21 protein-coding genes are annotated in these 24,854 nt (G+C 78.4%); 12 read left to right on the top strand and 9 right to left on the bottom strand.

Annotation, left to right across the window (positions count from 1 at the left end; genetic code table 11):
* The first annotated feature begins 23 nt into the window (after positions 1-23).
* The gene (locus tag GKE82_RS09635; protein ID WP_230316136.1) at positions 24-362 is read left to right on the top strand and encodes a hypothetical protein; all 339 of its coding nucleotides are present in this window, start codon (positions 24-26) and stop codon (positions 360-362) included.
* 23 nt (positions 363-385) lie between these two features.
* Positions 386-520 carry a hypothetical protein gene (locus tag GKE82_RS29860; RefSeq protein WP_255450685.1) on the top strand — a complete coding sequence of 45 codons (135 nt, stop codon included), beginning with the start codon at positions 386-388 and terminating at the stop codon, positions 518-520.
* Between the two features lie 862 nt (positions 521-1,382).
* On the opposite strand, the gene GKE82_RS09630 is transcribed toward GKE82_RS29860, so the two are convergent.
* Positions 1,383-1,838, bottom strand: coding sequence for a hypothetical protein (locus GKE82_RS09630; protein ID WP_154733133.1), 456 nt, complete (start codon positions 1,836-1,838; stop codon positions 1,383-1,385).
* 905 nt (positions 1,839-2,743) lie between these two features.
* On the opposite strand from GKE82_RS09630, the gene GKE82_RS09625 reads away from it, so the two are divergent.
* From GKE82_RS09625 to GKE82_RS30655, 8 genes are read left to right on the top strand one after another with little or no spacing between them, the layout of a single operon-like run.
* Complete coding sequence (locus GKE82_RS09625; RefSeq protein ID WP_154733132.1) at positions 2,744-3,508, top strand: hypothetical protein; 765 nt, start codon at positions 2,744-2,746, stop codon at positions 3,506-3,508.
* On the top strand, positions 3,505-3,933 hold the full coding sequence (locus tag GKE82_RS09620) for a phage tail protein (protein WP_154733131.1): 429 nt from the start codon (positions 3,505-3,507) through the stop codon (positions 3,931-3,933). The genes GKE82_RS09625 and GKE82_RS09620 overlap by 4 nt, the downstream gene beginning before the upstream one ends.
* A complete protein-coding gene (locus tag GKE82_RS09615; protein WP_154733130.1) occupies positions 3,930-5,798 on the top strand; it encodes a LysM peptidoglycan-binding domain-containing protein in 1,869 nt (622 codons plus the stop codon). Before GKE82_RS09620 ends, GKE82_RS09615 begins: the two co-directional genes overlap by 4 nt.
* A complete protein-coding gene (locus GKE82_RS09610; RefSeq protein ID WP_154733129.1) occupies positions 5,795-7,513 on the top strand; it encodes a VgrG-related protein in 1,719 nt (572 codons plus the stop codon). Before GKE82_RS09615 ends, GKE82_RS09610 begins: the two co-directional genes overlap by 4 nt.
* Positions 7,510-7,911: a GPW/gp25 family protein gene (locus GKE82_RS09605; RefSeq protein WP_107566726.1), complete on the top strand. Its 402-nt coding sequence runs from the start codon at positions 7,510-7,512 to the stop codon at positions 7,909-7,911. The genes GKE82_RS09610 and GKE82_RS09605 overlap by 4 nt, the downstream gene beginning before the upstream one ends.
* On the top strand, positions 7,908-9,890 hold the full coding sequence (locus GKE82_RS09600; protein WP_107566725.1) for a putative baseplate assembly protein: 1,983 nt from the start codon (positions 7,908-7,910) through the stop codon (positions 9,888-9,890). Before GKE82_RS09605 ends, GKE82_RS09600 begins: the two co-directional genes overlap by 4 nt.
* On the top strand, positions 9,890-10,555 hold the full coding sequence (locus tag GKE82_RS09595; RefSeq protein WP_154733128.1) for a phage tail protein: 666 nt from the start codon (positions 9,890-9,892) through the stop codon (positions 10,553-10,555). Before GKE82_RS09600 ends, GKE82_RS09595 begins: the two co-directional genes overlap by 1 nt.
* Positions 10,552-13,467, top strand: coding sequence for a PASTA domain-containing protein (locus GKE82_RS30655; RefSeq protein WP_154733127.1), 2,916 nt, complete (start codon positions 10,552-10,554; stop codon positions 13,465-13,467). Before GKE82_RS09595 ends, GKE82_RS30655 begins: the two co-directional genes overlap by 4 nt.
* A gap of 280 nt (positions 13,468-13,747) precedes the next feature.
* Here GKE82_RS30655 and GKE82_RS09585 read toward each other — a convergent pair whose 3' ends face one another.
* The 6 genes from GKE82_RS09585 to GKE82_RS09560 all read right to left on the bottom strand — a co-directional run bounded on the left by GKE82_RS09585 (position 13,748) and on the right by GKE82_RS09560 (position 22,172).
* Positions 13,748-14,215 carry a hypothetical protein gene (locus GKE82_RS09585; protein WP_154733126.1) on the bottom strand — a complete coding sequence of 156 codons (468 nt, stop codon included), beginning with the start codon at positions 14,213-14,215 and terminating at the stop codon, positions 13,748-13,750.
* Positions 14,215-16,275 carry a serine/threonine-protein kinase gene (locus GKE82_RS09580; RefSeq protein WP_154733125.1) on the bottom strand — a complete coding sequence of 687 codons (2,061 nt, stop codon included), beginning with the start codon at positions 16,273-16,275 and terminating at the stop codon, positions 14,215-14,217. The genes GKE82_RS09585 and GKE82_RS09580 overlap by 1 nt, the downstream gene beginning before the upstream one ends.
* Complete coding sequence (locus tag GKE82_RS09575) at positions 16,272-16,619, bottom strand: hypothetical protein (RefSeq protein ID WP_107566721.1); 348 nt, start codon at positions 16,617-16,619, stop codon at positions 16,272-16,274. The genes GKE82_RS09580 and GKE82_RS09575 overlap by 4 nt, the downstream gene beginning before the upstream one ends.
* Positions 16,620-16,909: 290 nt before the next feature.
* Positions 16,910-18,820, bottom strand: a complete 1,911-nt coding sequence (locus GKE82_RS09570) for a hypothetical protein (RefSeq protein ID WP_154733124.1) — start codon at positions 18,818-18,820, stop codon at positions 16,910-16,912.
* The gene (locus tag GKE82_RS09565) at positions 18,813-19,925 is read right to left on the bottom strand and encodes a M50 family metallopeptidase (protein WP_154733123.1); all 1,113 of its coding nucleotides are present in this window, start codon (positions 19,923-19,925) and stop codon (positions 18,813-18,815) included. Before GKE82_RS09565 ends, GKE82_RS09570 begins: the two co-directional genes overlap by 8 nt.
* An 81-nt stretch (positions 19,926-20,006) precedes the next feature.
* Positions 20,007-22,172, bottom strand: coding sequence for a PASTA domain-containing protein (locus GKE82_RS09560; protein ID WP_196189142.1), 2,166 nt, complete (start codon positions 22,170-22,172; stop codon positions 20,007-20,009).
* Between the two features lie 186 nt (positions 22,173-22,358).
* Between GKE82_RS09560 and GKE82_RS09555 the strand changes: the two genes are divergently transcribed.
* Together GKE82_RS09555 and GKE82_RS09550 are read left to right on the top strand one after the other, a co-directional pair.
* Positions 22,359-23,279, top strand: a complete 921-nt coding sequence (locus GKE82_RS09555) for an alpha/beta hydrolase (protein ID WP_154733121.1) — start codon at positions 22,359-22,361, stop codon at positions 23,277-23,279.
* Between the two features lie 9 nt (positions 23,280-23,288).
* Positions 23,289-23,963 carry a uracil-DNA glycosylase gene (locus GKE82_RS09550; RefSeq protein WP_309233521.1) on the top strand — a complete coding sequence of 225 codons (675 nt, stop codon included), beginning with the start codon at positions 23,289-23,291 and terminating at the stop codon, positions 23,961-23,963.
* Here GKE82_RS09550 and GKE82_RS09545 read toward each other — a convergent pair.
* A complete protein-coding gene (locus tag GKE82_RS09545) occupies positions 23,960-24,463 on the bottom strand; it encodes a CinA family protein (protein ID WP_154733120.1) in 504 nt (167 codons plus the stop codon). The genes GKE82_RS09550 and GKE82_RS09545 overlap by 4 nt on opposite strands.
* A 10-nt stretch (positions 24,464-24,473) precedes the next feature.
* On the bottom strand, positions 24,474-24,833 hold the full coding sequence (locus GKE82_RS09540; protein WP_154733119.1) for a hypothetical protein: 360 nt from the start codon (positions 24,831-24,833) through the stop codon (positions 24,474-24,476).
* Positions 24,834-24,854: the final 21 nt, after the last annotated feature.

Genomic DNA, 24,854 nt, shown 5'->3' with positions numbered 1-24,854 from the left:
GTGCCGTTCACGCTCCCCCGGGGGTGCTCGACAGCTCGGGTGCCCTGCACCGCGACGGAGTCATGCGTCTCGCGACGGCTCGCGACGAGATCGAGCCGCTGCGAGACCCCGCGGTACGCGCCAACGGCGCGTACCTCAGCGTCCTGCTGCTCGCCCGCACGGTCGTGCGGGTGGGCGGCATCGAGCCCGTCACCCCCGAGATCCTCGAGAACATGTTCGCCGTCGACTTCGACCACCTGCAGCGGCTCTACGAGCGGCTCAACGCCAGCGGCGAGGTCGTCGGCACGGTCACCTGCCCGGGCTGCGGCGACGCGTTCGACGTCGATCTCTCCGCCATCGAGGACGGTGGGCTGGGGGGATGACGAGGCCGTCTCAGCAGGAGCTGATGGCTGAGACGGCCGTGATCGCCCAGGCGTTCGGCTGGTCGCTGGACGCCATCCTCGACCTCGAGCACCGCGACCGCCGCGCGTTCGCGGCGCACGCCCGCGCGAGCGGGTCGCACGACACGGGAGCACGATGAGCACGCCGCCCCCCGGATCCCGCCCGCGCGTGCCGATCGGGCTGCGTCCCGCGCCCAGCGCGGTGGCGCGGCTCGCCGCGCGCGCCGACGCCGCCGAGGCCCGCATGGCCGGCGGCCACGTCGCGCTGCGACGCACGGCCGGGCGCGCGTCGTCGGTGCTGCGGCTGGCGGCACCCGTGCTGCCCCCGACCGTGCTCGCGGCCGCGCTGCCGCCGGAGCCCGTCCCCGCACCGGTCCCCGCTCCCGCGCCGGTCCCCGCGGTGCCCGCGTCCCCGGTCGCCGCGGCGGCACCGGTCCCCGCGGCGGCGTGGACGATCGACGAGGGGTGGGTCGACGCCGACGGCGTCCCCGTGCCCGAGGTCGTCGCCCCGGAGCCGGAGGGGCTGATCGCCACCGCCGACCCGGGCGTGCCTGCCTGGGCCTTCGCCCCGATCCCCGACGAGGCCGCGCCGCCGGTCGCGCCGGCGGCCGCTGCGGCGCCCGCCCCGGCGGCGGCAGCGCCGGTCCCGGTCGCGCCGGTCCCGGCCGCGCCGGTCCCGGCCGCGGCTGCCGAGGCGCCCGCTCCGCGGCGCCCCTCGCGCCTGTCCTCGACGCGGGCGACCCCGCCGCGCCCGGTCGCGTCGCGGCCCGCCGCTCCTGCGCCGGCGGCAGCGACCGCGCCGCCCGAGCGTCCCGCGCCGGAGCCGAGCCCGTCGGCGCCGGCGGTGCCCGCCGCTGCGGCGACGGCGGCCGCCCCGGCCCCGGCCCCGGCCGCTCCGGCGCCCGCGCCCGCGGAGGCGTCGGTCGACACGAGCCGCGGCACGATCATGCCGCCGCCACCGCACATCAACGAGAACATCTGGCGCGCGCTGCTGGCCGAGGACTACGGCCCGATCGCCTGGGAGCTGCCGATCGACCCGAACGCCACGGACGTGTACGCCAAGCGCCCCGAGCGGGCCCGTCGCGCGCGCATCATCGAGCCCGGCAGCCCGACGCCCGATCCCGCGGCGGCGCCCGAGCCCGTGGCGGCGCCCGAGCCCGTGGCGGCGCCCGAGCCCGTGGCGGCGCCCGAGCCCGTGGCGGCGCCCGAGCCTGTCGCGGCGCCCGAGCCCGCGGCTGCGGCGCCCGAGCCCGCCGCGCCCGCGGCGACCGACCGGTCCGACCGTGGCTCCGACGACGAGCCCGACCCGCCCGCCGCGGGACCGACCGTCGCCGCGACGCCGGACCCGGCCACTGCCGGCGCCCCGGCCGCGCCGCTCGTCGAGCAGGCGGCGGCCGACCCGCAGCGTCCCGAGGTCCCCGGCCGCCCGACGGCCTCCCAGGTCGCGCCGCGGCCCACCGCGACGGACCGTCCCGCCCCCACGGCCGAGCCGGTCGCCGCCCCGCGCCCCCGCCCGGAGGCCACCGCCGTCACGCCGGCCCCGGTGGCGCCCGACACCCCGCGCCCGGCCGTTCCCGCCCGCGCGGGCCGCGCCGAGGTCAGCGCGGCCGACGCCGCATCGCGCCCGGCGCCGCCGGCCCGGTCCGGCGGCGCCGTGTCCGACGCCGCTCGCCCCGCGCCTCCCGCCGTCGTCGCGGCTGCTCCGGCCACGCCCGCGGCGGGCATGCCGGTGCCTGCGCCGCCGGCCGGCGCGGTCGCGCCCGAGCGCTCCGCGACCCCGGTCACCGAGAATGCACCGGCGGTCCTCGAGGACGCGCCGCCCACCAGCACAGCGCCGGCCGAGACCGCGGTGGTCCCCGCCGCGGTCCCCGCTCTGCTGCAGGACGCCGCCGCACCGGCGCCCGCGATCGATCCTGCGGGCCCCGCGCCGGCCCCGGCGCCCGTCGAGCCCGACGCCGACCTCGGCGACCGACGGCCCGCGTCGATGGTCGACCGGCCGACGGGGATCTCGCTGACGCCGCCCGGTCCGCCGTCCTTCTCCTCCGCCGTCGCGCCCGCCGCCCCCGTCACCGCCGAGGCCGCGGCGCCCGCGGACGCGGCGACCGACCGCGCCGCCGCGCCCGCACCCGACGGCCCCACGATCGCCGCGCCCCGCTTCGACGGTGCCGTCCGCGGCCTGCAGCGCCCGGTCCTCCGTGCGCCCGAGCGCCGACCGGTCCGCGCCGTCCTGCGCCGTCCGGAGCCGCCTGCGCCGCTGCCCGCCGGCCCCGGTTCCGAGGGAGGCACCCCGCCGCGCCGGCGCGTTCGCGCGGCTCGGCCGCCTGCTGCGCCCGAGCGCCCGTCCGGCGCCCGCCCGGCCCGCCGTGGCCGCGCCCGCCCGCGCCGTCGTCCCCGTGACGCTCGGCGCCATCCCGCGCCCGACCCCGGCCGCCGGCCCCGCCGCGCGGGCCACCGTGCGGCCGGTGGCCGCGCCCGCCGCCGCGCCGACCGCGCTGCTGGAGGTCGCCCCCGCGGCGGTGGAGCTCGCGCAGGGCGACGCCGACCGGGCCCCGTCGACCCCGGTCTGGGCCGAGCAGGCCCGGCAGGTCGCGGTTCGCCTCGCCGACGCGCCCGCCCCGGAGCCCGCGCCCGCACCGCTCGCCCCGCCGGTCCCCGTCGCGGCGCCGCGACCCGTCGCGACGCCCCGGGCCGCCCCGTCCCCGACCGCCGCGGCCGGCCCTGGCGCACGCCCGTCCACGCCGGTCGCGGCCCGGCGCTCCGGCCCGCCCGCGGGCCAGCCGCCCACCGGTCACGCGTCCGGCGGCGGGCCCGGCAGCAGCGGGCCGGACATGCCGTCCGGTGGCGGACCATCGGGGCCCGCCGGTCCCGGTGCGGACGCCGGCGCCGACGGCGACGGCACCGCGCCGACGCCGCCCGCCCCGACGGCCCCGGCGCTCGCTCCGGCGGCCGGCGGCACCGCCGACCTCGCCGCGGGCGCCACGGCGCGCGGCGGCGCGACCACGGCCGGCGCGCCGTCCGGCCTGCGCTCCGAGCTCGCCTACGACGACCTGCTCGCCCGGCTGCGCCGCACGGTCCGCGACGACCGCGACCGGCTCGGCATCGGCCCCGACGACCCGCTGCGCCCATGACCCCGCCGACCATCGACACCGACCAGCGCTACACGTTCGTCCTCGAGGTCGTGGGCCGGACGCTCGGCAACTTCGCGAGCGTCCAGGGCCTGGAGGCGACCGTGCAGGTCTTCGAGTACCGCGAGGGCGGCAACAACGACCTCGTGCACCGGCTCCCCGGCGCGGTGAGCTACCCGAACCTCGTGCTCTCCGGCGGGATGATGACCCCGGCGCTGTCCAGCTGGTTCCGCGAGACGCGCCTGGGCGCGACGCGCCAAGAGGTCACGCTCACCCTCTCGGCGGACGGCCAGGTCGTGCGCAAGTGGTCGTTCGCCGACGCCTTCCCCGTCCGCTGGGTCGGCCCGACGTTCGACGCCGGCAGCGGTCGCGTCGGCGCCGAGGTCGTCGAGATCGCCCACGGTGGCCTGACGGAGCTCCCGACATGACCGACGACGCGAAGACCCCGGAGGAGGAGCCCAAGGACCAGGACGGCGCGAAGCCCGCGCCGCCCGCCGACGCGTCGACCGGGAGCGGCACGCCCAAGCCGCCGCCCGGCGTCACCCCGCCGACCGCCGACGCGGTCATCCGCGACCCGAAGGCCGCGACCGAGGCCGCCGCACGCGGCTCGGCCGGCGGGGCGGCCGGTGCGGCCGCGTCCGCGGCGGGCGCCGACGCCCAGACCGCGGCAGCCGCATCGTCCGCCGCGAGCACGGCGGCCGGTGGAGGCACCGCGCGCTCGGCCGCGTCGTCCGCCGCGTCCGCGGCGGGGGTCGACCCGCAGGCCGTCGCCGCCGCCAACGCGGCGGCCGACCGCGCCGCAGCCGCCGGGACCGCGGCGGCGCCGGGGGCACCCGGGGCTCCGGGTGCTCCGGGCGGCGGGGCAGGTGCTCCGGGCGCCGGCGCCGCGGGCGCTCCCGCTGGTGGTGCCGCAGGCGCTGCCGGTGGCGGTGCCGCGGGCGCTGCCGGTGGCGGTGCCGCGGGCGCTGCCGGTGGCGGTGCCGCGGGCGCTCCCGGTGGTGGTGCCGCGGGCGCTCCCGGTGGTGGCGCGGCGGGCGCAGGCCCAGCAGGTGGTGGCGGTGCCGCGACCGGCGGTGCCGGTGCCGCGAAGGGCGGCGCGGCCGCGCCCGCCGGGGCCGCGGGCGGCACGCCCGCCGCCGGTGGCGCAGCGGGCGCCCCCGCGCAGGACACGTCCTCCGGTCCTCCCGCCGACCCCGCGCAGAAGAAGCCCGGCCAGGCGGCGGCACAGCCTGCCGGCGGCGCCGGCGGCGGGACGGGCGCGGCCGGGAAGCCGGCGGGGCAGGCCCCCGCCGGACCCGCCGGCGGCGCCGCCGACACGACTTCCGGCCCCCCGGCCGATCCTGCGGCGAAGAAGCCCGGGCAGGCGGCGGCCCCCGGCGCCGCCGCCGGCGGAGGTGCCCGCCCGGCGCCCACCGCCACGCGCGCCGCCGCCGCCGGTGGCGCCACCGGTGCGGCCGCCGGTGCCGCCGCGGGCGGTGCGGCCGGCGGCGCGACCGGTGCCGCGGGCGGCCAGCTCGTGCCCGCCGGCCCGCGCGGGGTCGAGCCCGCGGCGACCGGCCGCCCGGGCGGCGCGCCCGCGCGACCCGCCGCGATGGCGAAGCCCGCCCAGCCGAAGCCGACCACGGTCCAGCGGGCGTCGCTGGAGATCGAGGGCCAGCAGAAGATCGACGTCCTCTTCAACCCGGCGCAGTACGCGATCTCCAAGACCAACGCCTACCACGTCACCCCGGTCCCGGGCACGAGCCTCGCGCGCACCCAGTTCGCCGGTGGTCACCCGCGCGAGCTGCACCTCGAGCTGCTGCTCGACGTCACCCTCTCGCGCCCGGCGAAGACGAGCGTGCGGCCGATCACCGACCGCCTCTTCAAGATGATGGAGGTCGTGCCCCCGAAGGGCGGCGGCGCCGTCGCCGGGCACACGCCCCCCACCGTCACGTTCCGCTGGGGCGCGGTCGAGACCTTCAAGGCCGTCCCGACCCGGCTCGAGGTCCAGTACGTCCTGTTCCGGCCCGACGGCGAGCCCGTCCGGGCCTGGGTGCGCCTGTCGCTGCTGCAGGTGGCCCCCGCCGACTCGCGGTCCAGCTCCAGCACGCCGAAGGCGCAGAACCCGACCACCCGCGCCGACGCGATGCGCACCGTGCACGTCGTCACGCTCGGCGACTCGCTCCCCTCCGTCGCCTACGCGATGTACGGGGACGCCACCCGCTGGCGCGAGATCGCCCACGCCAACGGCATCGACGACCCCATGAACCTGCGACCCGGGAGCCGGCTGACGGTCCCCGCCATCGACGCATGAGCCCCGCCGACTCCGCCGTCCTGGCCCCCGGCATCGACGTCAAGCTCGACGGCAGCCCGCTCGACCCGCTGATCGCCGCACAGCTCGCGCACGCCGAGATCGACCTCGCCACCGGCCTGCCCGACCGCGCGACCCTGCGCTTCAACGACCACCGCCACGAGCTCGTCGACCATCGCGCGTTCGTGATCGGCGCGAAGCTCGAGATCAAGCTCGGCGCCGCCCTCCAGCGCACCGCCGCGACCGTGTTCGTCGGCGAGGTCGCCGCCGTCGAGGTCGAGTTCGGCGGGGAGCTCGGCACGACCATCGACCTCGTCGCGTTCGACGCCACCCACCGGATGCACAACACGGTGGCGTCGCGCACCTTCAAGCAGGCGAGCGCCCGCGACGCGCTGCAGAAGATCGCCGCCGAGCACGGCCTCAGGGTGGGGTCGATCGACACGGTCGTCGCCCCCGCCAAGCTCGAGACGATCGACCAGGTCGCCGAGAGCGACTGGCGGTTCCTCACCCGCCTGCTGCGCGACGCGGGCGGGCGCCTGCAGTCCGACCTCGGCACGCTCACCGTCGTGGAGGTCGGGGCCGCCGCCCGCGGCGCCCGCGAGATCGAGCTCGCCTGGGGGCAGGGCCTGCTGCGCTTCCGCCCCCGGGCCTCCGGGGCCGGCCAGCGCAAGGAGGTCGTCGTCACCCAGTGGGATCCCGAGCAGAAGCGCGAGACCGTCGCCAAGGCGCCGGTCCCGAAGACCGCGCCCGCCCTCAAGCGTCCCGCCGCGACCGGGCGCGTCACGTACGCCATGCGGCCCGGCGAGGGCACGAAGACGACCGAGCCGCTCGCGAAGGCCGCCGCCGCCGAGGTCGCCCGCCACTTCCTCGAGGCCGAGGCCGTCGCCCACGGCGACCCGCGGCTGCGGCCCGGCGCCACCGCAAACGTCACCGGCGTCGGCAAGCGCTTCGGCGGCAAGCACGTCATCGTCGGCGCGACCCACGTCTTCCACGCTGCCGGCGGGTACGTCACGCGGCTGCGCCTGGGCGGCGGCGAGAGCAGCCTGCTGCAGGACCTCGGGTCCGCGCCCGCCCGCCGCGCCACCGACCAGCTCGTCGTCGGCGTCGTCACCAACACGAAGGACCCGAAGAAGCTCGGGCGCGTGAAGGTCAAGATCCCCGTCCTGGAGGGCCTCGAGACCGACTGGGCGCGCGTCGCGCTCGGCTCCGCCGGGGCCAACCGCGGCACCTACCAGCAGCTGATGGTCGACGACGAGGTCGTGCTCGGCTTCGAGCACGGCGACATCGAGCGCTGCTTCGTCCTCGGGGTCCTGCACAACGGCAAGGACAAGCCCGACGCGGCGATGGTCGACCCCGCGACGGCGATCGGGATCCGGCAGGACAAGGACCTCGACGCCGCGTTCAAGGGCAAGGCGCTCGTCGCCACCGACAAGGGGATGACCGTGAAGGCCGCACAGGGACCGCTGGAGCTCACCGCCAACAAGGCGATGACGCTGAAGTCCGAGACCGCCGCCATCGCGATCGAGGCCGCCGCCTCCGACGTGAAGGTCGACGCCAAGGGCCAGATCGCCATCAGCGGCGTCAGCGCCGTGAAGATCAGCAGCACCGCGCAGCTGAGCATCGAGGCCAACGGGCCGTTGAAGCTCAAGGGCGCGATCGTCGAGATCAACGCGACCGCGATGGCGAAGGTCTCCGGGGCGACGGTGATGCTCGGATGAGCGGCCTGCTCGGCAACGGGATCGCGTTCCCGCTCGGCGTCGACCAGCGCGGGGCGCTCGCGCTCGCCCGCGGCGACGAGGACGTCGCGCAGGCGATCGGGATCATCCTCGCGACCGCGCCCGGCGAGCGGCCGATGCGCCCCGAGTTCGGCTGCCGGGTCCACGACCACGTCTTCGACCAGCTCGACCCCGAGACGCTGGGCCGCGTCGAGGGCGCCGTCCGCGAGGCGCTCGACCGCTGGGAGCCCCGAATCGACGTCGAGGCCGTCGACTTCGACCTCGCGCGCGCCGACGAGGGCGAGCTGCACGTCGAGCTGACCTACCGCCTCCGGGAGACCGGGAGCATCCGCAACCTCGTCCACCCCTTCTACCTGATCCCCGCCGAGGACCCCGCGTGAGACTGCCCGAGATCGAGCTCGACGACCGCCGCTTCCAGGAGCTCGTCTCCGAGGCGCGCACGCGCATCGCGCGCGTCTGCCCGGAGTGGACCGAGCACAACGTCTCCGACCCGGGGATCACGCTCATCGAGCTGTTCGCGTGGATGACGGAGATGACGATCTACCGGCTCAACCGGGTGCCGGACAAGGTCCACGTGCAGCTGCTCGACCTGCTCGGCGTCCGCCTGCGCCCGCCGGCGCCCGCGCGCACCGACGTGCGGATCCTGCTGTCGGCGCCGCCGGACGAGCCGATCGAGATCCGCGCGGGGGAGACCGAGGTCGCCAACGTGCCCGCGTACGGGGCGCCCGAGGTCGTCTTCCAGGTCTCCCAGGGCCGCGTGATCGAGCCGCTGCAGGCGTCCGCGTGCGTGCTCACCCGCTCCGGCGAGGTGCGCGTCGTGCCGCTGGCCGACGGCATCGCCCGGCCGGTCGGACCGGACCAGGCGGCCTTCGCCACGCCGCCGCAGCCCGGCGACGCGGTCCTGCTCGGCTTCGAGCCCGCCCTCGACGGCCTCGTGCTCGAGCTCGACGTCGAGGCCGAGTCCGCGCGCGGCGCGGGCGTCGACCCCGACCGTCCGCCGCTGCGCTGGGAGGTCATCGCCGCCGACGACCGCTGGGAGCCCTGCGAGGTCCTGCTCGACACGACCGGCGGCTTCAACTTCGGCTCCGGCCGCATCGTGCTGGCGCTGCCGCCCGAGAGCACCCGGGCCTCGTTCGGCGGCGAGCGGCTGCACTGGATCCGCTGCCGGCTGCTCGACCCGTTCGAGGGCGGCGGCGCCTACCAGGAGCCCCCCCGGCTGCTCGGCGTCGGCGCGACCGTGATCGGCGCGACCGTCCCGGCCGAGCACGCCACGCGCGTCGAGGAGGAGCCGCTGGGGGAGAGCGACGGCACCGCCGGCCAGACGTTCGAGCTGCGCTCCGCCCCGATCCTCGCGCCGCGCGGCGACGAGGTCCTCGAGGTGCGCGTCTCGGGCGGTCGCTGGCAGCCGTGGCAGCCGGTCGAGAGCTTCGCCGACGCGGGCCCGGACGACCACGTGTACGTCTGCGACCCGGCGACCGGGACCGTCGAGCTCGGGCCCGCGCTGCGCCAGCCCGACGGCAGCTGGCGCCGCCACGGTGCGGTCCCGGAGAAGGGCGCGCTGCTGCGGATGCGCGCCTACCGGCACGGCGGCGGCCGCGAGGGCAACGTGACGGCCGGCGCGCTGTCGGTGCTGAAGAACGGCCCGTCGGGCGTCGCCGAGGTCGTCAACCCGCGGGCGGCCGCCGGCGGCGTGGACGCCGAGCCGCTGGACAGCGTCCGCGCCCGCGGGCCGATGGAGCTGCGCGCCCGCCACCGCGCGGTCACCGCGGAGGACTTCGAGCACCTCACGCGCGAGGCGTCCCCACGCGTGGCGCGCGTCGTCTGCGTGCCCCCGGACGAGGGCTCGGCGATCGCGGTGCGGCTGCTGCCGACCGTCTTCCCGGCCGACCGCCCGCTGACGTTCGAGGAGCTGCAGCCGCCGCGCGACCTGCTCGAGGAGGTCGCCGCGCACCTCGACCAGCGCCGGCTGCTCGGCGCCACCGTGCACGTCGCGCCGGTCCGGCTGCGCGCCGTCAGCATCGTCGTCGACGTGCAGACCGAGCCGCTCGCCGACACCGAGCGCATCCGCGAGGAGACCGAGCAGGCGCTCTACACGTTCCTCAACCCGCTCGTCGGCGGCACCCCGGGCGAGATCGGCACGGGCTGGGAGTTCGGCCGCACGCTCAACCAGGGCGAGCTCTACGGGGTCGTGCACGCCGTTCCGGGCGTCGAGTACGTCCGGCTGCTGCGCGTCTACGAGGCGGACCTGCGGACCGGCAAGCAGGCGCCCGAGCCGGCCGGCACCCACGTGGTGCTGCAGCCCGACGAGGTCATCGCCTCGGGCCGGCACGTCGTCAAGGCCACGATCCGGGGGACGTGATGACGCTCGTCCCCGTCCGCGAGGAGCGCGCACCCGCGCCGACCGGCAGCCCGGAGGCGGCGCCGCCGTCCGTGTCGGGACGCCGCCGGCTGCGCGACGGCCTGCCCGAGCTGTACCGCGAGAGCGAGTTCACGATGCGGTTCGTGCTCGGGTTCGAGGAGGTCCTCGACCCGATCGTCGCGACGCTCGACTCGCTCACCGCGCACTTCGACGCGGACCTCGCGCCGCCGCACGCGCTCGCCGGCCTGGCGACGTGGCTCGGGGTCGACGAGGTCGAGGCGCTGCCCGCGAGCCGCCGGCGCACCGCGCTGCACCGGGCCGGGGAGCTGGCGAGGCTCCGCGGCACCGCGGAGGGGCTGCGGCTCGTGCTCGACCTGTTCTTCCCCGACGTGCCGCTGCGCATCGAGGACCACGGCGGCGTGCTGATCGGCGAGGAGGCGGGCGACCCGCCGAAGGCGAAGGCGGCGGCGTTCGACGTGTACTCCGACCGGCCGCTGGAGCCCGCGATGCAGCAGGCGATCGCGCAGTGCATCGAGCGCTGGAAGCCCGCGCACGCCCGCCCGCGACTGCGCGTGAAGAAGGGCAGCGCCACCACGGTCGACATGCCCGCCGCGACCCCGACCCCGCTCCCGACGCAGGACGACACCCCGGAGCCGCCCGCGTGACCTCGGGCGTTCGCTGCGGCAGTTGCGGGAAGGACAACGCTCCGGGACGGGACTTCTGCGAGTTCTGCGGGGAGTACCTCAGCTGGGCGCCGACCGGGTACCTGCCCGCCGTCGGGGCCGTCGCGACGGACACCGCCGGCGAGGACGCGGTCGCGACCACGGAGACGCCCGGAGTGCCCGCGGCCGCGCCGGACGCCCCGGCAGCGGACGCCGGCGCCGGGGAGGACACGCTCGTCGCGGACGCCCCGCCCGCGACGGAGGGCGCGGTCGAGGCCGACCCGCTCGCCGCCGCGCCCACGCAGGACGAGCCGCCGCCCGCCCCGGACGCGCCCGGGGCACCCGACGACCCGGCGGTCCCGGCCGCCGCGATCCCCGCGCCCGACGAGGCCGCCGCCGCTGCGACGCTCCCCGTCGAGGCGGTCGCCCCGCCCCCCGCGACCGCCCCGCCCGTCGTCACCGGAGACGCGTCGCTCGTCCTCGAGGCCCAGACCGAGCTCGGCGCCGCCGGCGTCCCCGCCTGCGACGCCGGCCTGCCCGTCTCCTTCGACCTGCGGATCCGCAACGAGAGCCGCATCGTCGACAACTACGCGATCCAGGTCGTCAGCTTCCCCGAGGGCTGGGTGAACGTCGCCCCCGCCGAGGTCTTCCTCGTGCCGGTCGGCTCGGGCAACGACAGCGAGCAGACGATCCGGATCGACATCACGCCGCCGCGCAGCCCCGAGGCGACCGCCGGCATCTGGACGTTCGAGATCCTCGCCTTCTCGCGCGCCACCGGCCAGGTCGCCGCGCGCGCCGTCGCGCAGCTGGAGATCCGGCCGTTCACCGCCTGGACGACCGAGGTCGCCCCCGAGCTGGCGACCGGCCGCCTCAAGGCGCAGTACCGCGTCGCGGTCCGCAACGAGGGCAACGCGCCGATCGACCTGTGGCTCGTCGCCACCGACGAGGCCGGCCGCGTCCGCACGAGCTTCGACGCCGACCGCGTGCAGCTGCTCGCGGGCGAGATCCGCCTCGTGAAGCTCACGGCGCGCCCGCGGATCCCGCTGCCGGTCGGCCCGCGGCTCACGCACCGCCTGGGGATCGAGGCGCTGCCCGCCCCGCCCGAGGAGCCGCAGGACGAGGAGGGCCGGCTCGCCCAGGCCCGCTCGTCGCTGCTGGAGGCCGCGAAGACCGGCTCGGTCGACGCGAGCGACAAGGGCGTCGCCGTCAAGGCGCCCCGCTCCCCGCTGCGCCGCCCGAAGACCCCGAAGCTCAAGCTCGACCTCGGCACGCTGGCCCGCCTGCGCGCGGAGGACAGCCCGGCCGCGCTGGCGGGCCGCGTCGTCGTCTACCGGCAGCGGCCGCTCGTGCCGCTGTGGCTCGTCGGGCTGCTCGCCCTGATCGCGGTCGCCGCCTACGTCGTCTACACCCGGCTGCCGGACGAGGTCACCGTCCCGCGCGTCGTCGGCGCACGCGACACGTTCACCGCCGACAAGCAGCTGCGCGCCGCCGGCCTCGTGCTCGCTCAGCCGGTGCAGCAGCGCGTCGACCAGGACGCCCCGCCCGGCAGCATCATCGGCCAGAGCCCCGAGCCCGGGGCGGAGATCGAGCGCGGTTCCAGCGTCACGCTGCAGGTCGCGGCGGGCACGCCGCAGGTCCGCACCCCGCGCCTGGCGGGCCTGACCCGCACCCGCGCCGACGAGCGCCTGCGGGCCGCCGGGCTCACGCTCGGCGTCGCCGAGCCGCCACGCTCACCGCTGACGTGGATCGTCGACCGGCAGATCCCGCGCGCCGACCTGCCCGTCTCGCGCGGCACGCCGGTGATGGTCTTCCTCAAGGCGCCGAAGACGAAGAAGAAGGCGTCCTCGTCCTCCGGCGGGGAGAAGAAGACGACGACGTCCCGCAAGACCGTCGTGGTCCCCGCGATCGCCGGCAAGGGCGTCGACGACTACGCCTCGGCGCTCGAGGAGGCGGGGCTCGAGGTGCGGCGCGTGTCGGTCACTGCGAGCGTGCCCGCCGGTGCGCTGATCAGCGTGACGCCGGAGCCGGGCTCCAGCACCAAGGAGGGCTCGACCGTCCGCCTGGAGGTCTCCGACGGCAGCCCCACCATCGCGGTCGAGACCGACGGGCTGGTCACGTTCCTCGACCCGATCGGCGGCAAGGAGCTCGGCCGCCTGCCGGCCGGGGAGGGGACGGCGGTCGAGCCGTCGTGGGCGCCGTCGGGCAAGAACGTCCTGTACCGCGACGGGCAGCGGCTCGTGCTCGGCCCGAGCGGCTCGGGCGGCGAGTCGCGCACCGTCTACAGCGGGTCCGACAGCCTGCGCGACGCGGTCGTCGCCCCGCGCGGCAGCAGCGTGGCGATGCTGCGGGTGGAGGAGGAGGACGGCGACCTCTGCTTCGGCAGCCTCGCCGGGCGCCGCCTGACCCCGCGCTGCCTGCCCGACGACGGCTGGAACCTGACGGGCCGGCCCGCGTGGCGCCCCGACGGTCGCGTGCTCGTCGTCGGGGCGGTGCGCCAGAGCGACACCCGCGTGATCAGCGTCCGCGCGTACCAGACCGACGAGCCGTTCTCGACCGACCCGGACGACTGGTCCGGCCGGACCGCGGGCGACATCACGGTGCCCGGCAAGGGCGTGCGCAGCGTCGCGTTCTCCCCCGACGGGGAGCGGATCGCGGCGATCACGAACGTCGAGTCGTCGGCGTTCGAGGTGGTCCTCGCCGACGCGGGGGATCTCGAGCTCGTCGACCCCCAGCCGCTGGACGTGCGCGCCTGCGAGGTCGCGTGGCGCCCGGACGGCGGGGAGCTCGCGATCGTGCAGGCCGACAGCGGCTGCACGCAGGAACGCGGGACCGTGCTGCGCTTCGCGCCCGGGTCGCCGCGCGAGACCGCGCGCGTCGCCGACGACGCCCGCGCACCGACCTACCGGCCGAAGTGAGCCGCGCGCCCGGGCGGTGACCCGGGCGCCGGTCCCTCGGCCCGGGCTGCGGCCGCGGTCGGGCGCCGGTCCCCGGGCCGGGCGCCGGCTGGCGTGGCGTGCCGGTCGGCGGCCCGGGCGCCGGTCGGCGCGAGCGGTGCCGGGCCGGGAGGTCGGGTGCCGGTCGGGGCCCGCGGTGGAACCACGTGTCCGCCGACGGCCCGGGCCGGACGCTGCGACGGCGCCGCGGGCGTGGCGCCGCGGTCGTCGTGGACGGCGGCGGGCTAGACCCGCCGCGCGCTCAGAACTCGTCGATGACCACGCCGCCGCCGCCCGAGCCGCCGCCGGAGGACCCGCCCGAGGAGCCCCCGGAGCTGCCGCCGGACGACGAGCCGCCGCCCGAGGACGAGCCGCCCGAGGACGAGCCGCCCGACGAGGACCCACCGGACGACGAGCCACCCGAGGACCCACCGGAGGACGAGCCGCCCGACGAGGAGCCGCCGGACGAGGAGCCACCACCGGAGGAGGACCCGCCCGAGGAGGATGAACCGCCCGACGAGGACGACGAGCCGCCGCCGCTGCTCTGCGCGGCGGCGAGCGCGGGCGCCGCCGGCCCGGCGGGCGCGGCGTCGACCGCGATCCGCGACGCGGAGGCGGGCGTGGCAGGGGTCAGCTCGTCCCCGCCGCCCCCGAGGGCGGAGCCGAGCCCGAAGCCCGCTCCCGCGCCCACGACGACGGTGACGGCGACCACGAAGACGGTGCTGCGCATCAGCTCTTCCCTCCGTATCCGGCGCGGCCCAGGGCGGCCCGCGCGGCCTTCACCGCGTCGCGCGCGCCGGCGATCCGGCCGCGCGCCTGCTCGACCGCGGCGGCGTCGCCGGACTGCGCGGCCGAGCCGTACGCCGACCAGGCGCTGCCGGTCCGCTCCAGCGCGCGCTCGAGGTCGCGCAGCGGCGCGGCCGCCAGCGCTCCGACCTCGGTGTCGCCGATGTCGCCGGCGGCGGACGTGTAGGCGCGGCCGAGGTCGCGCGCGGCGGTCGCCTGCGCGCCGCGCGAGCGTGCCGCGGCGAGGTCCTGCTGCGGGTTCTCGATCGCGGACGAGAGCCGCTGCAGCGCCTGGCCGAGCGCCTGCGCCCCGGCCTCGGTCGGCCCGAGCTCCTGTACGTCCCCGTCGACCTGCACGGAGCCGGCGACCTCCGCGCACGCCGCGCGGTCGGCCAGCGTGCACGCGACCACCACGACGCCGTCGGCGGTCGGCAGCGCGTAGACGTCCGCGGTCGCCCCGCCCGCCTTCGCGCCGCGGTGCAGGACCGCGTCGCCGGCGGCGAGCGTCGCCCGGGCGGGGCCGCCGGCCCCCGGACTCATCGCGTCGGGCAGCAGGTCGGCGCGCGTGCGCTGGACGCGGCCCACGGCCACGAGCTCGCCCGCGCCGGCGCCCGCGGGCGCGAGCGCCACCGCGTCCGGGCCGAGGCCCGCGACCGCGCGCGGGTCGGCGGTCTCCCAGCCGGCCGGGGCCTGGAGCGTGACGCCGGGACCGGCCGCGGTCGCGAGGTCCGAGCCGCCCCCGGCGGCCAGCGCGAGCCCCGCCCCGGCGGCCAGGGCGACGACCCCGGCGAGCAGCGCCGGGACGAGCGGGCCGCGGCCCTCCTCCTCGACCCCGGTGACCGTGCGGGTCACCGCGGGTATCTGCCCGCCGGTGACCGCGGGGACGGGCGCGGGCGTCCGCACCGCGGGCCGGGGCACGGGCGTGGGGGCCGGCGTCGCGGCCGCGGGGGTCGGCGGGGGCGTCGCGGTCGGCGTGCCCGACGGCCGCTCCCCGGTCTCGCCGAGCACCTCGTGCAGCGCGGCGGGCGCGTGGTAGGTCTGGAAGCCGGTGGCGCCCGGCGGCGGCGCGGTCCCAGCGCCGCCCATGGTCGGCGGGCGCAGCGGCGTGTCGGTCTGCGGCGGCAGCTCGCCGATCTCGATCGTGCTGGCGGGCTCCAGCCGCGCGTCGCGCCGCCAGGTCGGGCCGACGAACTCGAGCACCGCGTCCTCGAACGTCGACCAGGCGGCGGCCGCGTCGGCGGGCCGGTCGTCCGGGTCCTTCGCGCACATCGCCGCGACCCAGGCGGCGATCGGCTCGGGGATCATCGGGTCGACCGAGCGGACGTCGGGGACCTCCTCCTGCACGTGCTTGAGCAGGAGCTTCATCGGCGACGGGTCGGTGAACGGCGTCTGACCGGTCAGCAGCTCGAACGCGATGCAGCCGATCGCGTACAGGTCGGAGGCGGGGGTCAGGTCGTCGGAGGCCATCGCCTGCTCGGGCGACATGTAGGCGGGCGTGCCGACCGTCATCCCCTGCGAGGTGAGGTTGGCGCCACCCTGCGCGGCCTCCCCGGCCTTCGCGATGCCGAAGTCTGCGACCTTCACGTGCCCGTCGGCGCTGACGAGCACGTTCTCGGGCTTGAGGTCGCGGTGGACGATCCCCTGCTGGCCCGCGAGGCCGATCGCGGAGAGCAGCGCCTCGAGCACCCCGGTGGTCTGCGGCAGCGACAGCGTCCCGACGAGCGGGCGCAGCGAGCCGCCCTCGACGAGCTCCATCGCCATGAACGGGGTACCGTCCTCGTCGAAGTAGTCGTAGACGGCGACGATGTTCGGGTGGCTGAGCGACGACGCGACGCGGGACTCGCGCAGGAACCGCTCGGCCACCGCGGGGTCGCCGACGCTGAAGCCGCCGAGCTCCTTCAGCGCGAGCAGCCGGCCGAGGTCGCGCTGGCGCGCGAGGTGCACGATCGCCATGCCGCCGCGGCCGAGCTCGCGCAGGACGTCGTAGCGGTCCAGGGCACTCATGCCATGACCTTCGTCTGGCCGGGGAACGCGACGATGAACGGGCCGGGCGGCACCGAGTTCGTCAGGCCCTGCAGTCCCTGGAGCAGGACGGGCTTGCCGTTGACCATCACCTGCGGGTTCATCCCGACCTTCGGGACGGGGATCTCGGTCGCCACGACGGTGCACGGCACGGTCGCCGGGGTCGGCGGCAGCGTGCAGCCGACGATCGGCGAGCCGGCGACGTCACCCAGGCACAGGACCGGGCTGCCGTTGGCGAGCACCTTCATCTGCTTGGGGATGAGCGTCACCTGCCCGCCGTGCGGGCACATGATCTTCGCGGAGGCGGTGAGGACGGGCGCAGGCATCGGTGACCGCACGCTAGACCGCGCGCGTGAGAACCCCGAGCGGCTCTGCCCGTCCGACCCGCAAGGCGGCCCGAAGGGGCAGCGCCCCGCCGACGGGCCGCTCGCCGCCGGCCGGCCGCCCCGTCCGAGCGCTCGTTCTGGGTGACCCGCGTGCCACATCAGGGCCCGAGATCACCCAGTACGGCCGGCGCGCGGCCGGCCCGGGCCGTTCTGGGTGATCTCGATGCCATATCTGGGCGCCGGATCACCCAGTACGCCGAGGGTGGCCGGGGCCGGACCGCCGACCGCGCTCAGGAGCCCGCGTCGAACGCCGGCTCGTCGCCGCCGCGGCCCCGCGGTCCCGCGGGCGGGGCGTCGTCGCCCGCCGCGGCCCGGAAGCGCGGCTCGGGGTCCGCCGGCCGGGTGGACGGCCGCTCGGTCGCCGGGCGCGCGGCCGCCCCGTCGCCGGCCGACCGGTCGCTCGCGGTCGCGCCGCGGGTGCCGCCGCGGGCGGGCTCGTCGGCCGGGACGGCGGCCCGGAACGTCGGCTCGCCGGTGAAGCCCGCCCCGTCGGCGGTCGGGTCGGCGTCGCCGGACGACGCCGTCGCGCGGGCGGCGCTGAACCGCGGGTCGGGGTCGACCGGCGCGGCGGCGGGGACGACCTCCGCGGGCTCGACGGGCTCCCCGGCCGCGTCGGCGCCGTCGCTCCCCGGGACGACGTCGGGCAGCTCGATCCCGGCGAGCGGGGCGTCGAAGCCGATGTGCAGGTGGTCCTGGTGGCCGGCGTCGGTGAAGTACTCCGGGCCCTCCAGCGGCCACGGCGTGCCGATCTCGCTCGGGCGGATCGCCTCGGGGAGCGACGCGAGCGCCTCCGACAGCTCGCGGGCCGCCGCGTTGGCCGCGGTCACCGGCGCGCCGTCGACCACGGAGATGTCGACCGCCCGACCGACGTAGTGGTTGCTGACCGAGCCGCCCGCGGTGAGGCGCGAGTGGCCCGTCTCGAGCACCGACACGGTGATCGGGTGACGCTCGGCCAGCGACAGCAGGACCGCGCTGACGCGCGGGTCGATCCGCTCGGCGCGGAAGTCGGCGATGCCGTCGCCGTCGAGTGTGATCCGGTCGTCGTCGAGCACCTCCGCGGCGAGCTCGCGGGCCGAGTCGGTCGCCCCGGGCAGGGCGCCGGGCTCGAGCGCGCCGGGGTTCTCGACGGCGGGCACGGTCAGCTCGTCCGGTGTCGAGAGCGCCGGCGCGCTGTCGAGCAGCTCGCGGGCCTCCTCGAGGCGCAGCTGGTAGCGGCCGCGGTACATCTCGGCCGGGCGCTCGACGTCGGCGATCCACCGGCCCCAGGCGCCCGGGTCCTCGACGGGGTCGCCGGCGCCCGCGGCGATCAGCCGGTCGCGCACGGCGCTCGCGTGGTCGATGAACCAGGCGAGCTGGAGCTGCGGGTCCTCGAGGTAGCCGCGGTAGGCGCCGTGGTTCCAGATCGACAGGCGCATCTGGAAGAAGCCGACGCTGTCGGCGTCCCCGTAGCTGAGGTTGCGCAGCCCGGACTCCACGAGCGCGGCCATCACGGGCAGCTCTGCGGGCAGCCCGGCCTCCTGGGCGGCGGCGCCCATCCAGCGGGCGAGCTCGGCGCGGCCCGCGCCGTCACCGGGGTAGTCGGTCTGCGGGATCTCGGCGAACGGGTCCGCGGGGATCGCGGCGGCCGCGGCCGCAGGGTCCTCGACGGCGGCGGACGCCGCGACGCCGGTGCCGTCACCGCCCGGGGTCCACAGCGGGTCCGGGGACGTCGCGGCGGGCGTGGTCGGCGGCAGCTCCTCGCCCGGGAGCGGGGCGGTGACGACGGTCCCGGTCGGGGGCAGCGGCTCCGGCGCGCCGCGCAGCACGCGGTCGACGGTCTCGAGGTCGACGGCGCCCGCCGCGTCGCGGACGGCCTGCACCGACGCGTCGCCGTACGTGGTGACGGCGTGCTCGATCGCGGCCGCCTCGACCGCGGCGGCCATGACGACCCCGGCGACGCTCGAGCGCAGCTCCCGCGGCTCGAGCGCCTGATGCCCGGTGGAGCTGTGGTGCAGGCGCAGGGCCATCTCCCCGAGTCCCTCCAGCGCGCAGGCGCCGACCGGCTCGGCGCGGAAGCGGCGCCGGAACCCGGGGTCGCGCAGGAGCCGCTCGACGACGAGCACCGCCTGCAGGTCGGCGCTGGGCAGGAGCGGGTCAGGCACGGGCGAGTCCTCGGTGGCGGAGCGGGCGGCCGAGCAGGTAGGCGGTGGGGGCGACGGCGAGCAGCCAGGCGGGCCCGAGGACCCACCAGCGCAGGTCCTCCGGCACCGCGCGGCCGAGGGCGCCGGAGGAGAGCGCGACCGTGCCGACGAGCAGCGTGGCGCCGGCGACGCCCCAGGCGACGGTCGCGACGGCGAACGCGGTCAGCGGTCCGCTGTCCGGCGTCACCGGCGTGCCCGCGAGCCGCGCCTGCATGCGGGTGATCGCGCGGCGGCGCAGGTGCGGCTCCCCGAGATGGTCGACGAGCAGGTGGTAGCCGTCGCGGTCCAGCAGCGGGTTGAGGTTCAGCAGCGCCCCGACGTAGGCGGCGACGCACGCCTGGAAGGCGAGCTGCGCGACGAGCGGGTCGGTGGCCAGCAGCGCGACGGTCGCGGCGATCCCACCGAGGGCGAGGTCGCAGAGCGGCCCGGCGAGCGTGACCGCGGTGCGGCGCCGGCGCGGCTCGAGCCACACGGGGGAGGTGTCGACGTACGCGTAGGGGAAGCAGAGCAGCAGCCGGACGCCGGCGGCGTCGACCGCGCGGCCGCAGCGGGCGAGCGCGAGCCCGTGCGCGAGCTCGTGCGCGACCACGAGCACGGCGCGGAAGCCGACGAACGCGGCGGCCCCGAGGACGAGCCGGTCGTCGACGACCAGTGGGGCTGCGCGACCGCGGACGAGCAGCAGCACCGCGGCGACGAGGCCCGCGACCGCGGCGACGGCGGCGAGCGCCGCGACGGGCCGGCTGACGAGCAGCCGGCCGCCGTGCCGGTACAGCCAGACGATCAGCTCGGGGGCGTGCGGGATCGCGCGCGACCGTGGCCGGGCGAGGCGCGCGAGCCGCCCGGTGGGCCGCTCCCCGGGCCCGGCGGGCGTGACGCCCTGCAGCAGGCCGCGTTCGGCGAGCTCCGCGACGAGCCGGGCCAGGCGCGGCGGCCCGTCGGGGCCGCAGCGCACGGTCGCGGCGGCGACGAGCTCGGCGCTGCCCCGGCGCCCGTCGAGCAGCTCGAGCAGGCCGGCGTCCGCGGCGTCCAGCCGCAGCGGTCCCTCGGGGCCGCCCGGGAGCCGCACGACGTGGCGGCGCGGCCCCCTCGGCCTCGGGCAGCTCGGCGCGCTCGGCGCGCGGGTGCAGCGCGGGACGCACGACGGCGCTCACGACCCGCCCCGCGGTCCCCGGTACTGCAGCGGCTGGTAGGCGGGATGCCGGCCACCGGTGGCGGCGACGACGACGCGGCGGGGGCGGGCGACGTCGACGCGCGCGACGGTGCCCAGCGGCTCCTGGCAGGCGCTGTCGCTCTGCACCACGGCGACCTCGCGCCCGTCGGGGCGCCAGGCGACCTCGCAGGCGCGGACGGGCAGCGCCTCGGTCGTCACGTCACGCAGGCGGCGGGCGGGGGTGACGACGAGCTGGAAGCGGGGCAGCCCGACGTTCGTGACGAGCGCGACGCGCTTGCCGGACGGCGAGTACGCGCCGGCGATGACGCCGCGCCGGGCACTGGAGACGTCGGTGGCGATGCGGCCGGTCCACGCGGCCGGGTCGACGGAGAACGCGCGGCTGGTGCGGAACCGCAGGAGCCCGAAGCGCGACCGCTCCCCGCGGCGCACGCCGAAGACGAGCAGCTCCTTGCCGTCGCGCCGCCAGCTGATCTGGCGGCCGAGGTCCCAGGTGTCGTCGCGCAGGCACGCGGGCTCGATCCGTCCGCTGCCGACGCGCGCGAAGCAGAGGTCGCCGTCCCCGGCGCGGCGCGAGATGACGGCGAGGACGTCGCCGGCGGGGGTCGGCGCGAACGCCGGGGTGACGAGGTCGAGCGGTCCGTCGTAGAGGACGCGGCCGCGGTCGGAGAGCCCCGCCGCGGTCAGGAGCAGGCGGCGGCCGATCCGGTAGACGAGGCGCCGGCCGCCCGGCGTCCAGGCGGGTTCGACGGCGTCCCCGGCGCTGGGGGCGGCCTCGGCGGTGGTCCGGCCGGCGACGGTGTCGAGCACCCGGACCGCGCTGCCGGTGTCGAACGCCAGCCGCGGGACGCCCGCGGTGACGAGCAGGCGGACGGTGGCGCCGGCGGGGCGGGCGGTCCCGGCGGCGGGCTCGACGCCGACGAGCCGCCCGGGGCGGCCGGTGCGCACCACGCGGATGACCTTGGGCACGAGGCCACGCTGCGCGGCCTCGGCGGCGTAGCTCGTGGGGGTCTGGTCGCGCGGGGACGGCACGATGCCCTCCTCGCTGGTGGGCGTCGCGCTGGCGGTGGCGCGCGCCGTCCCGCCGCGCAGGGCGGGCCGCAGGAACACGGCGACCGGGGTGCCGACCGCGGCCCGCTGGCGGGCGGACGGCAGCTGGCTCGCGACGATCTCGCCGCCGTCCTGCGGGCGCGGGCGTGCGGGCCCGAGGGTCAGGCCGGCGTCGCGCAGGCGCTCCTCGGCGGCCTTGGACCGCAGGCCGATGACCGACGGCACGCGGAGCAGCCGCTCCCCGACGGCGACGGTCACGCGCACGCGCCCGCCGCGGTCCAGGGCGGTGCCGTCGGCGGGGTCCTGGGCGAGGACGACGCCGGGCGGCACGCTGGCGTCGGGGCGGCGCTCGACCGCGGGGTCGAGCGCGAGTCCCGCCCGCTCCAGGGCGCGTTCGGCGCCGGCGGCGTCGAGCAGGCCGACGAGCGACGGGACAGTCGCCCGGTCGTCACTGCGGGCCAGCGACAGCCCGACGGGGGCGGCGACGCCGACGAGCGCGACGGCCGCGAGCAGCCGGGGGACGAGCGGCCGGACGCGCACCGGGAGCTGCGCGGCGACGTGCAGCGACCGGCCGCCGTCGAGCAGGCGGCCGCCGTCGCCGACCCGCAGGCGGCCGACCGCGGCGGGGTCGGCGAGCTGCAGCGGGCTGGGGTCGGGTGCCGGGCCGTCGTCCGGTCCGGGGACGGCGGCGACGGTCACGGTCGCGGTCCGCGCGGCCCCGAGCCGCGGCCGACGGGCGCGGACGGTCGCGGTCGCGTCGGCGCGGCCGCCGGGCGCGATCCGCAGCGCGTCCGGGACGGCGCGCCCGACGACGAGTCCGTCGGGGTCGGTGAGCAGCAGCCAGACGGTGCGCGGCTCGGCACCGTGGTTGCTGACGGTCAGGGCGACCCGCGCGCGGCGCCGCAGGGCCAGGCGGGCGGGGTGGGTCTCGACGTGGACGAGCCCGTCGGGCGAGCCGCCGGCGGCGTTGGCCGACGCGGCGGTCGGCACGGCGGGGGCGCCGAGCGCGGGGGCGGGCGTCCCGCAGGCGGGGCAGAGCGCGAGCGTGGCCGGCGCGATGCGCGTGCAGGCCGGGCAGCGCCAGCCGACGCTCACGGGCGACGCCTCGTCGACGGGGACGGGCGGGGCAGGGCTCGCGCGCGGGCGCGCGTGCGGGCGCGGCTGGCCGGGCTCTGCAGCACCGCTGGACCGTACGGCCGGTTCCGCGCGCGCGAAACCTCCCGGCGCAGGAGTGCACGAAAAGCAGGGCGAACGGGCGGACCGGGCATCATCGGCGCGGCGATGACGACGACGCTCGAGGTGCCGGAGGCGGTACGGGCCGCGCAGGAGGCGGCCAACGCGGCGCTCGCCCGGATGCCGCACCCCGATCCGCGCGAGCCGGCGGGGCTGGCGGCCCTGCGGGCCGCGCCGCCGGCGGGACCGCGGCACCCGGCGGCCCGTGACGTCGTCCGCGACGGGCTGCGGCTGCGGGTCCTGCCGCCGCCGGGCGAGGCCGCGGGGGCGCTCGTGCGCGTGCACGGCGGCGGCTTCCTGCTGGGCTCGCCCGAGCACGACGACCCGGTGAACGCCCGTCTGGCGCGGCCCTGCGCCGTGCGGGTGCTCGCCCCGGCCTACCGGCGGGCGCCCGAGGCGCCGGTGTCCGCGGCGGTCGACGACGTCGGCACGGCGCTGCGCGCCGCCGCGACGGGGGACCCGGCGCTCCCGCTCCTGGTCGCGGGCGTCTCGGCGGGCGCCCATCTGGCGCTGCGGGCCCTGCTGGCGCTGCGCGACGGCGGCGACCCGCTGCTCACCCGGGTCGCCGGCGCGCACCTGGACTGCGGCCGCTACGACCTCCTGGGCACGCCGAGCGCGCGCCGCGCCGACGATCGCACGCTGCTGCTCACCGGGACCTGGCTGACGGCGTTCCGCGAGGTCGCGTTCCCGGGCGCGGACCGGGCGGCGCTGCGGGCGGCGTCACCGCTGCACGCCGACCTGCGCGGTCTGCCGCCGCTGCTGCTGACGGTCGGCGACCTCGACCCGCTGCTGGACGACACGCTGCTGCTCGCCGACGCGGTGCGCGCCGCGGGCGGCGAGGCGTCGGTGCTGTGCCTGCCGCACGCCCCGCACTCCGTGCTCGGGTCGGGGACGCCGCTGGCGGACCTCGCACTGGGACACGTGGAGCGGTGGCTGCGCGCACGGCTGCGCGCGGCGCCCCTGCGATAGTTCGCGGCGGTGAGCCGGCCGCTGCACGAGATCGTCGATCCCGGTTGGGCGCGGGCGCTCGATCCGGTCGCGGACCGGATCGCCGCGATGGGCGACTTCCTGCGCGCGGAGATCGCCGCGGGGCGCCGGGTGCTGCCCCGTGGCGAGCACGTCCTGCGGGCCTTCGCGCGGCCGCTGGCCGACGTGCGCGTGCTCGTCGTCGGCCAGGATCCGTACCCGACCCCGGGCCACGCGGTCGGCCTGAGCTTCTCGGTCGCGCCCGACGTGCGGCCGCTGCCGCCGAGCCTGCGCAACATCTTTCGCGAGTACGAGGACGACCTCGGCCATCCGCCGCCGAGCAGCGGTGACCTTTCGGCGTGGGCGGACCGCGGGGTCCTGCTGCTGAACCGTGCGCTGACCGTCGAGGCGGGCCGCGCCAACGCCCACCAGGGCAAGGGCTGGGAGCCGGTCACCGAGCAGGCGATCCGCGCCCTGGCCGAGCGGGGCGGCCCGCTCGTCGCGATCCTCTGGGGCCGCAACGCGCGCAGCCTCCGTCCGCTGCTGGGCGACGTGCCGTGCCTGGAGTCCGCGCACCCGAGCCCGCTCTCGGCGCGCAACGGCTTCTTCGGCTCGCGGCCGTTCAGCCGCACGAACGCGCTGCTGCAGCAGCAGGGCGCGGCGCCGGTCGACTGGCGTCTGCCCTAGGCGTCCGGGCCGGCGAGCGCCGCGGCGAGCTCGTCCAGCGCGGCGACGGCGAACGCGACCATGTTGCGCTCGCGGTCCTCCTCGCCGGTGAGGAGGTGCCGGGTGCGCAGCGCGCCCTGTGGTCCGGCGACCGCGACCCAGGTGTGGCCGGCCGGGTCGCCGTAGGGGTTGCCCGAGGGGCCGGCGGCGCCTGCCTCCCCGACGCCCCAGTCGGCGCCGACCTTGGCGGCGGCCGAGCGCGCGTGGAACGTGGCGAGGTGCTCGCAGGCGCCGCGGCGGCCGGGGTCCATGTCGGTGGCGCCGACGAGGAACGCCTCGATGCTCGTGCGGTCGTAGACGACCGTGCCGCCGCGGTAGTAGGCGGAGGCCCCGGGGACCGACAGGAGCGCGGCGCAGATCAGGCCGCCGGAGGAGGACTCGCCGACCGCGACGGTCTGCCCTCGCGTGCGCAGCAGGTCGGCGACGCGCAGGGCGGGGGCGGTGAGATCGGCCGGGAGCATGCGCCGGACGCTACCGGCCCGTGCGGGCCGTCCGCCGGAGCTCGAGCGCGATGATGAGCCCGGAGGTCGCGGCGGCCATGAGCGGCGCGCGCCGCGGGACCGAGCGGGCGCGGTAGGCCTGCCAGAACACGATCTGGTCCATCAGCTGGACGGGCAGGAAGGTGCCGGTGGCGGACGGGTCGCCCTGGAGGGCGCGGACGGCCACCCAGACGTTGCGGACGGCGAAGAGCCGCCAGCCGAACCGCGCCGCCCCGGTCACCTCGGCGGCGTCGATGCCGAACAGGCGCAGGAAGGGGGTGGGCGCGAACGTCACGCCGGCCGCCACGGCGAGCGCGACGGCGGCGTTGATCCGGGTCTCGCGGGCGACCATGGCGGTCACCCTACGAGACCC

It is taken from the genome of Conexibacter sp. W3-3-2, assembly GCF_009707605.1.
Classification (GTDB): Bacteria; Actinomycetota; Thermoleophilia; order Solirubrobacterales; family Solirubrobacteraceae; genus Paraconexibacter; species Paraconexibacter algicola.
The sequence above is the reverse complement of the archived record's forward strand: the minus strand, read 5'-3'. Positions and strand labels throughout refer to the sequence as shown.

What these genes read in the sequence shown, in the direction of transcription:
- GKE82_RS09620 (WP_154733131.1), top strand. Translation starts at nt 3,505, where the DNA reads ATGACCCCGCCGACCATCGACACCGACCAGCGCTACACGTTCGTCCTC.
- GKE82_RS09615 (WP_154733130.1), top strand. Translation starts at nt 3,930, where the DNA reads ATGACCGACGACGCGAAGACCCCGGAGGAGGAGCCCAAGGACCAGGAC.
- GKE82_RS29860 (WP_255450685.1), top strand. Translation starts at nt 386, where the DNA reads ATGGCTGAGACGGCCGTGATCGCCCAGGCGTTCGGCTGGTCGCTGGAC.
- GKE82_RS09545 (WP_154733120.1), bottom strand. Translation starts at nt 24,463, where the DNA reads ATGCTCCCGGCCGATCTCACCGCCCCCGCCCTGCGCGTCGCCGACCTG.
- GKE82_RS09580 (WP_154733125.1), bottom strand. Translation starts at nt 16,275, where the DNA reads ATGAGTGCCCTGGACCGCTACGACGTCCTGCGCGAGCTCGGCCGCGGC.
- GKE82_RS09555 (WP_154733121.1), top strand. Translation starts at nt 22,359, where the DNA reads ATGACGACGACGCTCGAGGTGCCGGAGGCGGTACGGGCCGCGCAGGAG.
- GKE82_RS09605 (WP_107566726.1), top strand. Translation starts at nt 7,510, where the DNA reads ATGAGCGGCCTGCTCGGCAACGGGATCGCGTTCCCGCTCGGCGTCGAC.
- GKE82_RS09575 (WP_107566721.1), bottom strand. Translation starts at nt 16,619, where the DNA reads ATGCCTGCGCCCGTCCTCACCGCCTCCGCGAAGATCATGTGCCCGCAC.
- GKE82_RS09585 (WP_154733126.1), bottom strand. Translation starts at nt 14,215, where the DNA reads ATGCGCAGCACCGTCTTCGTGGTCGCCGTCACCGTCGTCGTGGGCGCG.
- GKE82_RS09540 (WP_154733119.1), bottom strand. Translation starts at nt 24,833, where the DNA reads ATGGTCGCCCGCGAGACCCGGATCAACGCCGCCGTCGCGCTCGCCGTG.
- GKE82_RS09610 (WP_154733129.1), top strand. Translation starts at nt 5,795, where the DNA reads ATGAGCCCCGCCGACTCCGCCGTCCTGGCCCCCGGCATCGACGTCAAG.
- GKE82_RS09595 (WP_154733128.1), top strand. Translation starts at nt 9,890, where the DNA reads ATGACGCTCGTCCCCGTCCGCGAGGAGCGCGCACCCGCGCCGACCGGC.